This is a genomic window from Kribbella caucasensis, assembly GCF_004361855.1.
Lineage (GTDB): Bacteria > Actinomycetota > Actinomycetes > Propionibacteriales > Kribbellaceae > Kribbella > Kribbella caucasensis.
The window spans coordinates 289665-306357 of record NZ_SNWQ01000006.1 but is presented as its reverse complement, the minus strand read 5'-3'; the positions used below and the strand labels follow the sequence as shown (position 1 = coordinate 306357).

General features: G+C 67.4%; 19 protein-coding genes. All 19 read left to right on the top strand.

Going from position 1 to position 16693, the window contains the following annotated elements; all coding sequences use genetic code 11:
- Window positions 1-34: 34 nt before the first annotated feature.
- The 19 genes from EV643_RS15210 (at window position 35) to rpsQ (ending at window position 16664) form a co-directional block, all read left to right on the top strand.
- Window positions 35-3895, top strand: a complete 3861-nt coding sequence (locus tag EV643_RS15210; RefSeq protein WP_133800702.1) for a DNA-directed RNA polymerase subunit beta' — start codon at window positions 35-37, stop codon at window positions 3893-3895.
- Between the two features lie 44 nt (window positions 3896-3939).
- Complete coding sequence (locus EV643_RS15205; protein ID WP_133800701.1) at window positions 3940-4203, top strand: DUF1801 domain-containing protein; 264 nt, start codon at window positions 3940-3942, stop codon at window positions 4201-4203.
- A gap of 55 nt (window positions 4204-4258) precedes the next feature.
- A complete protein-coding gene (locus EV643_RS15200; RefSeq protein ID WP_133800700.1) occupies window positions 4259-5497 on the top strand; it encodes a nuclear transport factor 2 family protein in 1239 nt (412 codons plus the stop codon).
- Window positions 5490-6266 carry a maleylpyruvate isomerase N-terminal domain-containing protein gene (locus EV643_RS15195; RefSeq protein ID WP_238165593.1) on the top strand — a complete coding sequence of 259 codons (777 nt, stop codon included), beginning with the start codon at window positions 5490-5492 and terminating at the stop codon, window positions 6264-6266. The genes EV643_RS15200 and EV643_RS15195 overlap by 8 nt, the downstream gene beginning before the upstream one ends.
- A gap of 265 nt (window positions 6267-6531) precedes the next feature.
- Entirely contained in the window at window positions 6532-6906 is a 375-nt protein-coding gene (rpsL, locus tag EV643_RS15190) for a 30S ribosomal protein S12 (protein WP_012923692.1), read from the top strand.
- A complete protein-coding gene (gene rpsG / locus EV643_RS15185; RefSeq protein ID WP_012923691.1) occupies window positions 6906-7376 on the top strand; it encodes a 30S ribosomal protein S7 in 471 nt (156 codons plus the stop codon). The genes rpsL and rpsG overlap by 1 nt, the downstream gene beginning before the upstream one ends.
- A 122-nt stretch (window positions 7377-7498) precedes the next feature.
- Window positions 7499-9559: an elongation factor G gene (gene fusA / locus EV643_RS15180; protein ID WP_238165604.1), complete on the top strand. Its 2061-nt coding sequence runs from the start codon at window positions 7499-7501 to the stop codon at window positions 9557-9559.
- Window positions 9560-9631: 72 nt separating this feature from the next.
- Complete coding sequence (gene tuf, locus EV643_RS15175) at window positions 9632-10825, top strand: elongation factor Tu (RefSeq protein WP_133800698.1); 1194 nt, start codon at window positions 9632-9634, stop codon at window positions 10823-10825.
- Window positions 10826-11163: 338 nt separating this feature from the next.
- Window positions 11164-11472: a 30S ribosomal protein S10 gene (rpsJ, locus tag EV643_RS15170; RefSeq protein ID WP_012923688.1), complete on the top strand. Its 309-nt coding sequence runs from the start codon at window positions 11164-11166 to the stop codon at window positions 11470-11472.
- Between the two features lie 16 nt (window positions 11473-11488).
- The gene (rplC, locus tag EV643_RS15165) at window positions 11489-12145 is read left to right on the top strand and encodes a 50S ribosomal protein L3 (RefSeq protein ID WP_202869559.1); all 657 of its coding nucleotides are present in this window, start codon (window positions 11489-11491) and stop codon (window positions 12143-12145) included.
- Entirely contained in the window at window positions 12142-12837 is a 696-nt protein-coding gene (rplD, locus tag EV643_RS15160; protein ID WP_133800697.1) for a 50S ribosomal protein L4, read from the top strand. The genes rplC and rplD overlap by 4 nt, the downstream gene beginning before the upstream one ends.
- The gene (gene rplW, locus EV643_RS15155; protein WP_133800696.1) at window positions 12834-13139 is read left to right on the top strand and encodes a 50S ribosomal protein L23; all 306 of its coding nucleotides are present in this window, start codon (window positions 12834-12836) and stop codon (window positions 13137-13139) included. The genes rplD and rplW overlap by 4 nt, the downstream gene beginning before the upstream one ends.
- Complete coding sequence (gene rplB, locus EV643_RS15150; protein WP_077019232.1) at window positions 13139-13972, top strand: 50S ribosomal protein L2; 834 nt, start codon at window positions 13139-13141, stop codon at window positions 13970-13972. The genes rplW and rplB overlap by 1 nt, the downstream gene beginning before the upstream one ends.
- Window positions 13973-13987: 15 nt before the next feature.
- Entirely contained in the window at window positions 13988-14269 is a 282-nt protein-coding gene (rpsS, locus tag EV643_RS15145; protein WP_131361012.1) for a 30S ribosomal protein S19, read from the top strand.
- A 49-nt stretch (window positions 14270-14318) separates the two neighbouring features.
- On the top strand, window positions 14319-14771 hold the full coding sequence (rplV, locus tag EV643_RS15140; protein WP_133800695.1) for a 50S ribosomal protein L22: 453 nt from the start codon (window positions 14319-14321) through the stop codon (window positions 14769-14771).
- A complete protein-coding gene (gene rpsC, locus EV643_RS15135; RefSeq protein ID WP_133800694.1) occupies window positions 14771-15625 on the top strand; it encodes a 30S ribosomal protein S3 in 855 nt (284 codons plus the stop codon). Before rplV ends, rpsC begins: the two co-directional genes overlap by 1 nt.
- Before the next feature lie 3 nt (window positions 15626-15628).
- Complete coding sequence (gene rplP / locus EV643_RS15130; RefSeq protein WP_133800693.1) at window positions 15629-16048, top strand: 50S ribosomal protein L16; 420 nt, start codon at window positions 15629-15631, stop codon at window positions 16046-16048.
- Window positions 16048-16365 (top strand): 50S ribosomal protein L29, encoded by a 318-nt coding sequence (rpmC, locus tag EV643_RS47175; RefSeq protein ID WP_133800692.1) that lies wholly within the window; start codon window positions 16048-16050, stop codon window positions 16363-16365. Before rplP ends, rpmC begins: the two co-directional genes overlap by 1 nt.
- Window positions 16362-16664 carry a 30S ribosomal protein S17 gene (gene rpsQ, locus EV643_RS15120; RefSeq protein WP_133800691.1) on the top strand — a complete coding sequence of 101 codons (303 nt, stop codon included), beginning with the start codon at window positions 16362-16364 and terminating at the stop codon, window positions 16662-16664. Before rpmC ends, rpsQ begins: the two co-directional genes overlap by 4 nt.
- Window positions 16665-16693 lie beyond the last annotated feature (29 nt).

The following is a 16693-nucleotide window of genomic DNA, read 5'->3' as shown; positions in this document are numbered from 1 at the left end:
CTCAGACCTTTTACTTTTGGGGAGATAACACATCGTGCTCGACGTGAACTTCTTCGACGAGCTTCGGATCGGACTGGCGACCGCGGATGAGATCCGCCAGTGGTCGCACGGCGAGGTCAAGAAGCCCGAGACGATCAACTACCGGACGCTCAAGCCCGAGCGTGACGGACTGTTCTGCGAGAAGATCTTCGGTCCCACCCGGGACTGGGAGTGCTACTGCGGTAAGTACAAGCGAGTCCGGTTCAAGGGCATCATCTGTGAGCGGTGTGGCGTCGAGGTCACCCGCCAGAAGGTGCGCCGGGAGCGGATGGGCCACATCGAGCTGGCGGCCCCGGTCACCCACATCTGGTACTTCAAGGGTGTCCCGTCGCGGCTCGGCTACCTGCTCGACCTCGCCCCGAAGGACCTGGAGAAGGTCATCTACTTCGCGGCGTACATGATCACCGACGTCGACGACGAGGCGCGGCACCGCGACCTCGCCTCGCTGGAGGGCCGGACCGACGTCGAGCGCAAGCAGCTCGAGAACCGGCGCGACAACGACATCGAGCAGCGGATGAAGAAGCTCGAGGAGGACCTGGCGCAGCTCGAGGCCGAGGGCGCCAAGGCCGACGTACGGCGCAAGGTGAAGGAGTCCGCCGAGCGTGAGGTCAAGCAGCTGCGCGACCGTGCGCAGCGCGAGATCGACCGCCTCGACGAGGTCTGGACCCGGTTCAAGAACCTCAAGGTCCAGGACCTGGAGGGCGACGAGATCCTCTACCGCGCCATGAAGGAGCGGTTCGGCAAGTACTTCGAGGGCGCGATGGGCGCCGCCGCGATCCAGCGCCGGCTGGAGACCTTCGACCTGAAGGCCGAGGCGGCCAACCTGCGCGAGACGATCAAGACCGGCAAGGGCCAGCGCAAGACCCGCGCCCTGAAGCGGCTCAAGGTCGTCACCGCGTTCCTTGCCACCAACAACAGCCCGATGGGCATGGTGCTCGACTGCGTTCCGGTGATCCCGCCGGACCTGCGGCCGATGGTCCAGCTCGACGGTGGCCGGTTCGCCACCTCCGACCTGAACGACCTGTACCGCCGGGTGATCAACCGGAACAACCGGCTCAAGCGGCTGCTCGACCTGGGCGCGCCGGAGATCATCGTCAACAACGAGAAGCGGATGCTGCAGGAGGCCGTCGACGCGCTGTTCGACAACGGCCGCCGTGGCCGTCCGGTCACCGGCCCGGGCAACCGGCCGCTGAAGTCGCTGTCCGACATGCTCAAGGGCAAGCAGGGTCGTTTCCGTCAGAACCTGCTGGGCAAGCGCGTCGACTACTCCGGCCGTTCGGTCATCGTGGTCGGCCCGCAGCTCAAGCTGCACCAGTGCGGTCTGCCGAAGGCGATGGCGCTGGAGCTGTTCAAGCCGTTCGTGATGAAGCGGCTGGTCGACCTCAACCACGCGCAGAACATCAAGTCCGCCAAGCGGATGGTGGAGCGCCAGCGCGCCCAGGTCTGGGACGTGCTGGAAGAGGTCATCACCGAGCACCCGGTCCTGCTGAACCGTGCACCTACCCTGCACCGGCTCGGTATCCAGGCGTTCGAGCCGCAGCTGATCGAGGGCAAGGCGATCCAGATCCACCCGCTCGTCTGCTCCGCGTTCAACGCGGACTTCGACGGTGACCAGATGGCGGTGCACCTGCCGCTGTCGGCCGAGGCGCAGGCCGAGGCGCGGATCCTGATGCTGTCGACGAACAACATCCTGAAGCCGGCCGACGGCCGTCCGGTCACGATGCCGACCCAGGACATGATCATCGGCATCTACTTCCTGACCATGCTGAAGGAGGGCGTGCTCGGCGAGGGCCGGGCGTTCGGCTCGGTGGCCGAGGCGCTGATGGCGTTCGACCGCAACGAGCTGTCGCTGCAGGCGAAGATCACGCTGCGGCTGGGCGAGGCGGAGGCACCGGCTGGTGCGATGCCGCTGGACGACGGCGGGTTCTCGCTGGAGACGACGCTGGGCCGCGCGCTGTTCAACGAGGCGCTGCCGAGCGACTACACCTTCGTGGACACCGAGGTCGGCAAGAAGCAGCTGGGCTCGATCGTCAACGACCTGGCCGAGCGCTACTCCAAGGTCCAGGTGGCCAACTGCCTGGACGCGCTGAAGGATCTCGGTTTCCGCTGGGCCACCCGGTCGGGTGTCACGGTGTCGATCGACGACTTCAGCACGCCGCCGAGCAAGCCCGAGATCATGGCCCGGTACGAGTCGCAGGCCGAGAAGGTCCAGAAGCAGTTCGAGCGGGGTCTGATCACCTCGTCCGAGCGGCGGCAGGAGCTGATCGAGATCTGGACCGGCGCCAACGCCGAGGTCGGCAAGGCGATGGAGGAGAACTTCGAGAAGACCAACCCGATCTGGATGATGGTCCACTCGGGTGCCCGAGGCAACATGATGCAGATCCGGCAGATCGCCGGTATGCGTGGCCTGGTGGCCAACCCGAAGGGCGAGATCATCGCCCGGCCGATCAAGTCCAACTTCCGTGAGGGCCTGTCGGTGGTCGAGTACTTCATCGCCACCCACGGTGCCCGGAAGGGTCTGGCCGACACCGCGCTGCGGACCGCCGACTCGGGGTACCTGACCCGTCGTCTGGTGGACGTCTCGCAGGACGTCATCATCCGCGAGGAGGACTGCGGCACCGAGCGTGGTCTGCCGAAGAAGATCGGCGAGGCCGGTCCGAACGGCAAGGTCGTGCACGCGGAGAACGTCGAGACCAGCGCGTACGCCCGCACCCTGGCCACCGACGTGGTGGACAAGGCCGGGAAGGTCGTCCTGGCGGCCGGCAGCGACCTGGGCGACGTGTCCATCGCCGCGCTGGTCGAGGCTGGGATCGAGGAGGTCAAGGTCCGCTCCGTGCTGACCTGTGACGCCAAGACCGGGACCTGCGCGAAGTGCTACGGCCGTTCGCTGGCCACCGGCAAGCCGGTCGACATCGGTGAGGCGGTCGGCATCATCGCGGCCCAGTCCATCGGTGAGCCGGGGACGCAGCTGACCATGCGTACCTTCCACACCGGTGGTGTCGCGGGTGATGACATCACCCACGGTCTGCCGCGTGTGGTCGAGCTCTTCGAGGCTCGCCAGCCCAAGGGCAAGGCGCCGATCTCGGAGGCCGCCGGCCGGATCGCGATCGAGGACACCGACAAGACCCGGAAGCTGGTGCTCACCCCGGACGACGGTTCCGAGGAGGTCGCCTACCCGGTGTCGAAGCGTGGCCGCCTGCTGATCGAGGAAGGTCAGCACGTCGAGGTCGGTCAGCAGCTGACGCAGGGTACGCCGGACCCGCAGGAGGTACTCCGCATCCTGGGTGTCCGCAAGGCGCAGGAGCACCTGGTGGACGAGGTCCAGGAGGTGTACCGGTCGCAGGGTGTGGCCATCCACGACAAGCACATCGAGATCATCGTCCGGCAGATGCTGCGCCGGGTCACGGTGATCGAGTCCGGCGAGGCGAACCTGCTGCCGGGTGAGCTGGCGGACCGCCTGATGTTCGAGGCGGAGAACCGTCGGGTGGTTGCCGAGGGCGGTACGCCGGCCTCGGGCCGTCCGGTCCTGATGGGTATCACCAAGGCGTCGCTCGCGACCGAGTCGTGGCTGTCGGCCGCCTCCTTCCAGGAGACGACCCGGGTCCTGACCGAGGCCGCGATCCACGGCAAGTCCGACTCGCTGGTCGGTCTGAAGGAGAACGTCATCATCGGCAAGCTGATCCCGGCCGGTACGGGCATGGACCGTTACCGCAACATCCGGGTGGAGCCCACCGAGGAGGCGAAGGCCGCGATGTACTCGATGGTCGGCTACGAGTCGTACGACTACGACTTCGGCCCGTCCGCGGGTCAGTCGGTCCCGCTCGACGACTTCGACCTCGGTTCGTACCAGAACTGAGTCCGGTCAAACACACTGCCGAGGGCGGCACTCCCGATCAGGGGGTGCCGCCCTCGCGGCGTACTGGGGCACGATGGCCGCGTGGCCGTGAGCTGGACTGGTTCGAGATCGGATTCTCGCCACGCAAGCAGTCCACGACGCTGTACATCACCGAAGGTTTCGACGGGTACGACGAGCTGCTGGCGCGCCTTGGTCCGCATACGACCGGTGTGTCCTGCCTGTACCTCAAACGCTTGGCAGACGTGGATTCCGGCGTTCTGGAGGAGCTCATGACGCGGTCGGTCGAGCACGTTCGCGGGCGCGCCTGACACGCAATCGGGGCGCCGGGGCGCGAGTGTCCCCGGGATGCGCCAAGATGGGTCCATGACCGACCACCCGGCGTACTTGCAGCCTTTCGTTCTGCCGGTCGCCGACGCGGTGGATGTGCTGGTCGAACGGGTCGGTGAGGTCGACCTGTATCGCCCGGCCGGCACGGCGCGACGAGGTGCGATCCTCTTCGTGCACGGGGGTCCGATGCCTGCGGATCTGGAGGTGACGCCGCGGGACTGGCCGGTCTATCGGGGGTATGCGACAGCCGCGGCACAACGCGGTCCGGTGGCAGCTGTCGTCGATCACAGCCTGATCCATGGGCTCGATCAGCTCGCCACCGCCGCCGACGACGTGGAGGCCGCCGTCGGCATTCTGCGGGCCGATCCGCAGGTGGACCCGAACCGCATCGCCCTGTGGTTCTTCTCCGGCGCCGGTCTGCTCGCGGGGGAGTGGCTGGACAGCCGGCCGGACTGGCTGCGCTGCGTGCTGTTGACATATCCGCTGCTCGTCGCGCCACCCGGTGTCGGCGAGCTCGTTTCCGCCGCCGAGGTGATCGGCAAACCCAAAGACCTGCCGGTGCTGCTGACGAGGGTCGGCCGCGAGCGTGAGGAACTCGCTGGTCCGGTGGCGGAGTTCGTCTCCGCCGGTGGCGCCGCGCTGGACATCATCGACGTACCGAAAGGGCAACACGGCTTCGACATGCTCGACCACACCGACGAATCCCGCGCCGCGGTGACCAAGGCCCTGGACTGGGCGATCGCCCACCTGGGCCAGGACCCCACCAGCGAGCAAACCACCGGCCAACTCCCGCCGGCCACCTCCTCGACCTCCACCATCCCCAACCCCACCCCCTCGTCCACGTCTTCCCTCCCCCCTTCCCCCCTCCCTGCCCTCACCCCGGAAGCCATCCCGGCTCCCGCACCTGCTCCTGCCCCGGCTCCGGCTGTGGCGCTGCTGGCGTGGTCCGAGACCGCGGCCAGCCGGGTGGTCGGGCGGGAGCAGCTCGCGTATGTGGCACACGACCTGGAAGCGTTCCTGGCGATGTACTCGCCGACGGCGCAGCTGCAGTTCGCCGACGGGTCGTTGCTCAAGGGCCGCCGCTCACTACGCGAGTACTACCGGCCACTCTTCGGCGCCGGCCGGTGCAAGACCGAGCTGCAGCAGCGGATGACGCTGGGCGACTGGGTCATCGACCAGGCGATCCGGCACGACACCGACCAGGGCCCGATTCCGACGATCGTGATGTATCGCGTTCAGGAAGGGCTGATCAGCGAGGTCCGGTTCCTTGTCTGACACAGCCTTGTCCGAGCTGGACTACCTGAGCGAGTTCGAGCGCACCGCGGCGGAGCTGGCGGCGGTCTTCGGGACCGTCGACCCGGCCGCCGCGGTACCGAACTGCCCCGGCTGGACCGTCGCCGACCTGGCCCTGCACATCGGCGGCGGTCAGCGCTGGGCCGCCTCGATCCTGCTCAGCGGCGTCGGTCAGAAGGCCCCGGACGTGCTCCGGACGACGGCCTCCTGGTCCGATTGGTACGCCGGGACGACGGCTGCCCTGGTCGCCGCGATCAGGGCAGTGGATCCGGACGAGCCGTGCTGGAACTTCGCCCCGGTTGAGCAGCGGGCGGGGTTCTGGGCCCGGCGACGTCTGCATGAGACGGCGGTCCATCTGGTAGACGCCGTCCAGGCCGCCGCCGGTCCGGCCGATCCGGAGCCGGCGAAAACGGCCCTGGATGTGGTTCCGCCGGCCATCGCGGCCGACGGGGTCGACGAGGTTTTCGGGGTGTTCCTGCCCCGGATGCTGGTCCGCGGATTCGAGCCTTCGGTCACCCGGCAGCTCGGCGTACGGGCTGTCGACACCGGTGACGAATGGACGCTGACGCCTTTGCCACAAGGGGATCGGCCGCGGGTGGAGCGGGGCAGGGCAGTCGGTGAGGCGGTGCTGTCCGGGACCGCGGCGGAGCTGCTTCTGTGTCTGTGGAAACGGCTTCCGGGCGATCGGTTGAAGGTCGAGGGAGACACGGCCGTGGCGACCGCGTTCCTGGCGGCACGATCCACTCCGTAGACCCTGTAAACTGGTGTCGCGGCCGGGCCTCAGCGCGGCGCGGTCATCTGTTTTGACCGTGCTTGAGGCAGCCGCTAGTCTTAACGATCGTGCCCGGGTCATCCTGGGCCGTCATGCGTGCCCCTCGTAGATACGGGTTAGCGCGCGTGGCTCGGTCTCCCTGCCGACAGTCAGAGATTACGACTTCGGCACGACCGTGCGCACGCGACACACCCGACCGCGGGGGCCGCAGCAACCGACCGGACGACAGAAAGAGACCTACGCGGTGCCCACCATTCAGCAGCTGGTCCGCAAGGGCCGCCAGGACAAGGTGTCCAAGAACAAGACGCCGGCCCTGAAGGGTTCCCCTCAGCGTCGTGGTGTGTGCACGCGCGTCTACACGACCACCCCGAAGAAGCCGAACTCGGCGCTTCGCAAGGTCGCGCGTGTCCGCCTCACCAGCGGCATCGAGGTCACCGCATACATCCCCGGCGTCGGCCACAACCTGCAGGAGCACTCGATCGTGCTCGTGCGTGGCGGTCGGGTGAAGGACCTCCCGGGTGTCCGGTACAAGATCATCCGCGGTTCGCTCGACACCCAGGGTGTGAAGAACCGGAAGCAGGCTCGCAGCCGGTACGGCGCGAAGAAGGAGAAGAGCTAATGCCGCGCAAGGGTCCCGCACCCAAGCGGCCGGTCATCATCGACCCGGTCTACAGTTCGCCGCTGGTCACCCAGTTGATCTCCAAGATCCTGGTGGACGGCAAGAAGCAGATCGCGCAGAGCATCGTCTACACGGCGCTCGAGGGCACCCGGACGAAGACCGGCACCGACCCGGTCATCACGCTGAAGCGCGCCCTGGACAACGTGAAGCCCAGCATCGAGGTGAAGAGCCGCCGGGTCGGTGGCGCCACCTACCAGGTGCCGATCGAGGTCAAGCCCGGTCGCTCGACCACGCTCGCCCTGCGCTGGCTCACGTCGTACTCCCGTGCGCGTCGCGAGAAGACCATGGCCGAGCGCCTGATGAACGAGATCCTGGACGCGTCCAACGGTCTCGGCGCGTCGGTGAAGCGCCGCGAGGACACGCACAAGATGGCCGAAGCCAACAAGGCTTTCGCCCACTACCGCTGGTGATCCGGGGTCCGATCCGGACCCCCAGCTCACCCCTTTTGAAGCATTACGGAAGCGAGAGGTAGACCACCGAGGTGGCCGTACAAATCACCACCGACCTGGCCAAGGTCCGCAACATCGGGATCATGGCCCACATCGACGCCGGCAAGACGACGACGACCGAGCGGATCCTCTTCTACACCGGGATCACCTACAAGATCGGTGAGGTCCACGAGGGCGCTGCCACGATGGACTGGATGGAGCAGGAGCAGGAGCGCGGCATCACCATCACGTCCGCCGCGACGACCTGCATCTGGAAAGACCACACCATCAACATCATCGACACCCCGGGCCACGTCGACTTCACCGTCGAGGTGGAGCGGTCGCTGCGCGTGCTCGACGGTGCCGTCGCCGTGTTCGACGGTGTCGCCGGTGTCGAGCCGCAGTCCGAGACCGTCTGGCGTCAGGCCGACCGGTACGGCGTACCGCGGATCTGCTTCGTGAACAAGCTGGACCGCACCGGTGCGGAGTTCATGCGCTGCGTCGACATGATCAAGGACCGGCTCGCCGCCGTGCCGCTGGTCATGCAGCTGCCGATCGGGGCCGAGTCCGACTTCATCGGCGTCGTCGACCTGGTCGAGATGCGTGCGCTGACCTGGCGGGGCGAGACCACGATCGGTGAGGACTACACCGTCGAGGAGATCCCCGCGTCGCACACCGAGGCGGCCGCCGAGTGGCGGGACAAGCTGATCGAGACGCTGGCCGAGGCCGACGACGACATCATGGAGCTGTACCTGGAAGGCGACCAGCCGACCCAGGAGCAGCTGAAGGCCGCCATCCGGCGCGCCACCCTGGCGAGCAAGCTGACCCCGGTGCTGACCGGTACGGCGTTCAAGAACAAGGGCGTCCAGCCGCTGCTCGACGCGGTGAACGACTACCTGCCGAGCCCGGTCGACGTGCCGGCCATCGAGGGCCACGACGTCAAGGACGCCGACCAGGTCGTGCTGCGCAAGCCGGACGACAGCGAGCCGTTCTCGGCGCTGGCGTTCAAGATCGCGGCCGACCCGCACCTGGGCAAGCTGACCTTCATCCGGGTCTACTCCGGCAAGCTGGAGACCGGCACGCAGGTGCTGAACCCGACCAAGGGCCGCAAGGAGCGGATCGGCAAGATCTACCGGATGCACGCGAACAAGCGTGAGGAGATCGCCTCGATCGGCGCCGGCCACATCGTCGCCGTGATGGGTCTGAAGGACACCACCACCGGTGAGACGCTGTGCGACCCGGCCAAGCCGGTCCTGCTGGAGTCGATGCAGTTCCCGGCCCCGGTCATCTCGGTAGCCATCGAGCCGAAGTCGAAGGCCGACCAGGAGAAGCTGGGTGTGGCCATCCAGCGTCTCGCCGACGAGGACCCGACCTTCCAGGTCCGGACCGACGAGGACACCGGCCAGACGATCATCGCCGGCATGGGTGAGCTGCACCTCGAGGTGCTGGTCGACCGGATGAAGCGCGAGTTCCGCGTCGAGGCCAACGTCGGCAAGCCGCAGGTCGCCTACCGCGAGACGATCAAGAAGAAGGTCGAGAAGGTCGACTACACGCACAAGAAGCAGACCGGTGGTTCGGGTCAGTTCGCGCGTGTGATCATCACCATCGAGCCGACCTCGGTCGAGGCGGGTGGCGAGGGCGGTTACGAGTTCGTCAACGCCGTCACCGGTGGCCGCATCCCCCGGGAGTACATCCCGTCGGTGGACGAGGGCGCCCAGGAGGCGATGGAGTTCGGCGTACTGGCCGGCTACCCGATGGTGGACGTCAAGGTGACGCTGACGGACGGCGCCTACCACGACGTCGACTCGTCCGAGCTCGCCTTCAAGATCGCCGGGTCGATGGCCTTCAAGGACGCCGCCCGCCGGGCGACTCCGGTCATCCTGGAGCCGATGTTCGCGGTCGAGGTCATCACCCCCGAGGACTACATGGGTGAAGTGATCGGCGACCTCAACTCACGCCGTGGCCAGATCCAGTCGATGGACGAAGGCCCCGGTGGCAGCCGGGCTGTGAAGGCCCTGGTGCCGTTGTCCGAGATGTTCGGGTATGTCGGGGACCTGCGGTCGAAGACCCAGGGCCGCGCGTCGTACTCGATGCAGTTCGATTCCTACGCCGAGGTTCCGAAGAACGTGGCGGAAGAGATCATCAAGAAGGCCCGGGGCGAGTAGTCTCTCGCTCCGGACCAACCACCCACAGCGCGTCGGCGTACGGCGTAGTCAACATTTACTAGGAGGGCCCCAGTGGCGAAGGCGAAGTTCGAGCGGACTAAGCCGCACGTCAACATCGGCACCATCGGTCACATCGACCACGGTAAGACCACTCTTACCGCGGCGATCACCAAGGTGCTGCACGACAAGTACCCGACGCTCAACGAGGCGTCGGCCTTCGATCAGATCGACAAGGCGCCGGAAGAGCGTCAGCGCGGTATCACCATCTCGATCGCGCACGTCGAGTACCAGACCGAGGCCCGGCACTACGCCCACGTCGACTGCCCGGGGCACGCGGACTACATCAAGAACATGATCACCGGTGCGGCCCAGATGGACGGTGCGATCCTGGTCGTCGCCGCCACCGACGGCCCGATGCCGCAGACGCGTGAGCACGTGCTGCTCGCCCGTCAGGTCGGCGTGCCGGCCATGGTCGTGGCGCTGAACAAGTGCGACATGGTGGACGACGAGGAGATCCTGGAGCTCGTCGAGCTCGAGGTCCGCGAGCTGCTCTCCGAGCAGGAGTTCGACGGCGACAACGTTCCGGTCATCAAGGTCGCGGCCCACCCGGCGCTGCAGGGTGACGCCAAGTGGAGCGAGTCGATCATGGAGCTGATGGACGCGGTCGACTCCTACATCCCGCAGCCGGTCCGCGAGATCGACAAGCCGTTCCTGATGCCGGTGGAGGACGTCTTCACCATCACGGGTCGCGGCACCGTCATCACCGGCCGGATCGAGCGCGGCGTGGTCAAGGTCAACGAGACCGTCGACATCGTCGGCATCCGTCCGGAGAAGCAGACCACCACGGTCACCGGTATCGAGATGTTCCGCAAGCTGCTGGACGAGGGCCAGGCCGGTGAGAACGTCGGTCTGCTGCTTCGTGGCACCAAGCGCGAGGACGTCGAGCGCGGCATGGTCGTGATCAAGCCGGGCACCACCACCCCGCACACCAACTTCGACGCTTCGGTCTACATCCTGTCGAAGGAGGAGGGCGGCCGGCACACGCCGTTCTTCCAGAACTACCGGCCCCAGTTCTACTTCCGCACCACGGACGTCACCGGCGTCGTCACGCTGCCCGAGGGCACCGAGATGGTCATGCCGGGCGACAACACCGACATGTCGGTCGAGCTGATCCAGCCGATCGCCATGGAAGAGAACCTCCGGTTCGCGATCCGTGAAGGTGGCCGCACCGTCGGCGCCGGCCGGGTCACCAAGATCATCAAGTGATCTCACGAGGTCCGCGAGGGCTCACACCCTGAGCCCCCGCGGACCTCTGCTTTGCGGCCCAACTGGGGCGTGAAGCCACCCGATTGGCGTTCCGGCGCCGATCTCTGGCACAATATTCAGGTTGCTCAGGCGAGGCCGCCGGGGTGCGCCGCGGACCATCGGGTCCGGTGGCAGCGCCGGACCGGAGACCATGCCGAGGTTCCGGTCCGAGACCGGGCCCCGATCACCATTCCAGGTCGATTAGGTGCTGCTGACGTGTGTTTCCACGTCCGCGACACACCCGACCTCGGGGGTCGGAGCAACGCAACGAAGACGATAGAGAAGGACGAAGCGAAGCGATGGCGGGACAGAAGATCCGCATCCGGCTGAAGGCCTACGACCACGAGGTCATCGACAGCTCGGCACGCAAGATTGTCGACACGGTGACGCGTACTGGTGCGAAGGTTGCTGGCCCGGTGCCGTTGCCGACGGAAAAGAACGTGTTCTGCGTCATCCGCTCGCCGCACAAGTACAAGGACAGCCGCGAGCACTTCGAGATGCGCACCCACAAGCGGCTCATCGACATCATCGACCCCACGCCGAAGACCGTCGACTCGCTGATGCGGCTCGACCTGCCGGCCGGTGTCGACATCGAGATCAAGCTCTGAGGGAAAAGCGACACCAATGAGCATTCAGAAGAACACGCGCGGTCTGCTGGGCACCAAGCTCGGCATGACCCAGACCTGGGACGAGAACAACCGCATCGTCCCCGTCACCGTGATCCAGGCCGGCCCGTGTGTCGTGACCGGGGTCCGGACCTCGGACAGCCACGGCTACGACGGCGTCCAGATCGCCTTCGGCGACATCGACCCGCGGAAGGTGACCAAGCCGATGCGCGGTCTCTTCGACAAGGTGGGTGTGACCCCGCGCCGGCACCTGCTGGAGCTGCGCACCGCCGACGCGAGCGAGTACACGCTCGGCCAGGAGCTGAAGGCCGAGACCTTCGCCGCCGGTGAGACCGTCGACGTGTCCGCCACCAGCAAGGGCAAGGGCTTCGCCGGTGTGATGAAGCGCCACGGCTTCGGTGGTCTGCGGGCCTCCCACGGTGTGCACAAGAAGCACCGTTCGCCGGGCTCCATCGGCGGCTGCGCCACCCCGGGCCGGGTTTTCAAGGGCATGAAGATGGCCGGCCGGATGGGTAACGAGCGCATCACCACCCAGAACATCACCGTGCACGCGATCGACGCCGAGCGCGGCCTGATTCTGGTCAAGGGTGCGGTTCCCGGTCCCAAGGGCGGCCTCGTGCTGATCCGCAACGCCGCGAAGGGAGCCAAGAAGTGAGCACCGTCGACGTAGTCGTCGTCAAGGGCGACAAGGTCAGCAAGAAGGGCTCCGCCGAGCTCCCCGCCGAGCTGTTCGACGTCCAGGCGAACGTGCCGCTGATCCACCAGGTCGTGGTGGCCCAGCTGGCCGCCGCCCGGCAGGGCACGCACAAGGTCAAGTCCCGCGGTGAGGTCTCCGGTGGTGGCGTCAAGCCGTACCGCCAGAAGGGCACCGGCCGCGCCCGCCAGGGTTCGATCCGGGCACCGCAGTTCACCGGTGGTGGCGTCGTGCACGGCCCCACGCCGCGCAAGTACAACCAGCGGACCCCCAAGAAGATGATCGTCGCCGCGCTTCGCGGTGCGCTCTCGGACCGGGCCCGCGACGGTCGCGTGCACGTGGTGGAGAAGTTCGTGGACGGCGACAAGCCGTCGACCCGCACCGCGATCAAGGTGCTGGCCGAGATCACCGAGCACGTCAAGCTGCTCGTGGTCATCGACCGCGCCGACGACCAGACCTGGCTGAGCCTGCGCAACGTGCCGACCGTGCACCTGCTCGCGTACGACCAGCTGAACGCGTACGACGTGCTCTGCAGCGACGCGGTGATCTTCACCAAGAGCGCGCTCGAGGCTTTCGTCGCCGGCGCGCCGAAGGGCAAGTCCGTCAAGGCCGTCGCCACGTCGACCGAGGCCGAGCAGGAGGTAGAAGCATGAGCCACGGAGTCAACAAAGACCCGCGGGACGTGCTGCTGCGGCCGGTCGTGAGCGAGAAGAGCTACGGCCTGCTGGACGAGCAGAAGTACACGTTCGAGGTGGCCACTGACGCCAACAAGACCGAGATCAAGCTCGCGGTCGAGAAGGTGTTCAAGGTCAAGGTCTCAGACGTCAACACCATCAACCGCAAGGGCAAGCGCCGCCGGACCCGTTCGGGCTGGGGCAAGCGCCCGGACACCAAGCGAGCGATCGTGACCCTCAAGGGTGACGACCGGATCGACATCTTCGGAGGCCAGTCGTAATGGGTATCCGCAAATACAAGCCGACGACGCCGGGCCGCCGTGGCTCGAGCGTGGCCGACTTCGTCGAGCTCACCCGTTCGACCCCCGAGAAGTCGCTGCTGCGGCCGCTGCCCAAGAAGGGCGGCCGGAACAACTCCGGCAAGATCACCACCCGGCACCACGGTGGCGGTCACAAGCGGGCGTACCGGCTGATCGACTTCAAGCGGTACGACAAGGACGGCGTCCCGGCGAAGGTGGCCGAGATCGAGTACGACCCGAACCGGACCGCGCGGATCGCGCTGCTGCACTACGTCGACGGCGAGAAGCGCTACATCCTCGCCCCGTCGAACCTGAAGCAGGGCACGATCGTCGAGAACGGTCCGGCCGCCGACATCAAGGTGGGCAACAACCTGCCGCTGCGCAACATCCCGGTCGGCTCCACGGTGCACGCCGTCGAGCTGCGCCCCGGTGGCGGCGCGAAGATGGCCCGGTCCGCCGGCGCCAGCGTGCAGCTGGTCGCCAAGGAGGGCCGGATGGCCACCCTGCGGATGCCGTCCGGCGAGGTCCGGATGGTCGACGTGCGCTGCCGCGCCACCCTCGGTGAGGTCGGCAACGGCGAGCAGTCGAACATCAACTGGGGCAAGGCGGGCCGGATGCGCTGGAAGGGCAAGCGCCCGACCGTCCGTGGTGTCGCGATGAACCCGGTCGACCACCCGCACGGTGGTGGTGAGGGCAAGACCTCGGGTGGACGTCACCCGGTGTCCCCGTGGGGCCAGCCGGAAGGCCGGACCCGCACCCGCAAGGAAAGCGACCGCATGATCGTCCGGCGCCGCAAGGCCGGCAAGAAGCGCTGATAGGGAGCCGGACAGATGCCACGCAGCCTCAAGAAGGGCCCGTTCGTCGACCACCACCTGATGAAGAAGGTGGAGGTGCAGAACGAAAAGGGCACCAAGAACGTCATCAAGACCTGGTCCCGCCGATCGATGATCGTGCCGGACATGATCGGCCACACGCTGGCGGTGCACGACGGCCGCAAGCACGTGCCGGTGTTCGTGACGGACGCGATGGTCGGGCACAAGCTCGGCGAGTTCGCCCCGACCCGGACGTTCAAGGGTCACGAGAAGGACGACCGGAAGTCACGGCGTCGCTGACCGCGGTCGGTGACGAAGCGAAGCAAACCTACGGAGAGATTCGAACATCATGAGCGTTCAAGAGCGTAGGGCCGTCAGTGCCCGTCGCGAGAGCCTGCTGGGCGACGAGCCCGGGGCCTTCGCGGTCGCGCGCTTCGTTCGCGTGACGCCGATGAAGGCGCGTCGCGTGCTCGACCTGGTGCGCGGCATGGGCGTCGACGACGCACTCGCCACTCTGAAGTTCGCCCCGCAGGCCGCTGCCGCGACCGTGTACAAGGTCGTCGACAGCGCCGCGGCGAACGCGGAGGGTACCGAGCACCTGAGCCGGAACGATCTGGTCGTGGTGAAGGCCTTCGTGGACGAGGGGCCGACGCTGAAGCGTCACCGTCCCCGCGCCCAGGGCCGGGCCACCCGGATCGACAAGCGGACCAGCCACATCACCGTGGTCGTCGGCCCGCGTGAGCAGGAGGCCAAGCCGGCCACGGCGAAGAAGGCCGCTGAGAAGAAGGGTAGGACCCGCTAGTGGGCCAGAAGGTAAACCCGCACGGGTTCCGGCTCGGCATCAGCACGGACCACAAGAGCCGGTGGTACGCCGACAAGCTGTACAAGGACTACGTGGGCGAGGACGTCAAGATCCGCCGCCTGCTGAGCAAGGGCATGGAGCGCGCCGGGATCTCCCGAGTGGAGATCGAGCGCACCCGTGACCGCGTCCGGGTCGACATCCACACCGCCCGTCCGGGCATCGTGATCGGTCGCCGCGGCGCCGAGGCGGACCGGATCCGGGGCAGCCTGGAGGAGCTCACCGGCAAGCAGGTGCAGCTGAACATCCTCGAGGTGAAGAACTCCGAGGTCGACGCTCAGCTGGTCGCGCAGGGCGTGGCCGAGCAGCTGTCCGGCCGGGTGGCGTTCCGCCGCGCGATGCGCAAGGCGATGCAGACCACCATGCGTGGCGGCGCCCTGGGCATCCGGATCCAGTGCTCCGGCCGGCTCGGCGGCGCCGAGATGTCCCGGTCGGAGTTCTACCGCGAGGGCCGGGTGCCGCTGCACACCCTCCGGGCGGACATCGACTACGGCTTCTACGAGGCCCGTACGACCTTCGGCCGGATCGGCGTGAAGGTCTGGATCTACAAGGGCGACGTCGCCGGCACCCGCGCTGAGCGCGAGGCGCAGGCCGCCGCCCGGGCTGCCACCCAGCAGCGTCGCCCGGCCCGCCGGGACGACCGCGGTGGCCGCGGTGGCGAGCGTGGCGATCGGGGCGACCGTGGTGGCCGCCGCGACGACCGTCGCGACGGTGGCGCGCGCAACGAGGCCCCCAAGGCCGAGGCGCCGGCGCCGGCTGCCGACAAGCCCGCCGAGACGACCGGAACGGAGAGCTGAACGATGCTCATCCCCCGCAAGGTCAAGCACCGCAAGCAGCACCACCCGGGCCGCTCTGGCGCGGCCAAGGGTGGCACCACGCTGGCGTTCGGTGACTTCGGCATCCAGGCGATCGAGAGCCACTACGTCACCAACCGGCAGATCGAGTCGGCGCGTATCGCGATGACCCGGCACATCAAGCGTGGCGGAAAGGTCTGGATCAACATCTACCCGGACCGCCCGCTGACCAAGAAGCCTGCCGAGACCCGGATGGGTTCCGGTAAGGGTTCGCCGGAGTGGTGGATCGCGAACGTCAAGCGCGGCCGCGTCATGTTCGAGCTGTCCGGTGTGACCGAGGACGTCGCCCGCGAGGCGATGCGCCGGGCGATCCACAAGTTGCCGATGAAGTGCCGCTTCATCACCCGAGAGGCAGGTGAGAACTGATGGCTATCCTGACCGCCGCCGAGCTGCGGAACCTGGGCCGGGGCGAGCTGCTGGAAAAGCTCGACAACGCCAAGGAGGAGTTGTTCAACCTCCGGTTCCAGGCTGCCACGGGTCAGCTGGAGTCCCACGGCCGGCTGCGCGCCGTCCGCAAGGACATCGCCCGCATCTACACGGTGCTGACCGAGCGTGCGCTCGGCATCACCGAAGATGTGGACGGCCCGGCCGCCGCCACGGCCGACGAGACCCCGGCCGAGGTTGAGGCCGAGGCCGAGGAGACCGCGGACGACAGCAGCACGAAGGCCGGGAGCAAGGCATGACCGAGAACGTAGCGAAGGACGAGACCGTGACCACGACCGCCACCGAGGCGCGAGGCCGCCGCAAGACCCGTGAGGGTCGCGTGCTGAGCGACAAGATGGACAAGACCGTCACCGTCGAGGTCGAGGACCGGGTCAAGCACAAGCTGTACGGCAAGGTCATCCGCCGCACCAGCAAGCTCAAGGCCCATGACGAGCAGAACGCCGCCGGTATCGGCGACCTCGTGCGGCTGATGGAGACCCGGCCGCTGTCGGCGACCAAGCGCTGGCGCGTCGTGGAGATCCTCGAGAAGGCCAAGTAGTCCCCGGGGCAACGCCCAGCTGTACCCCA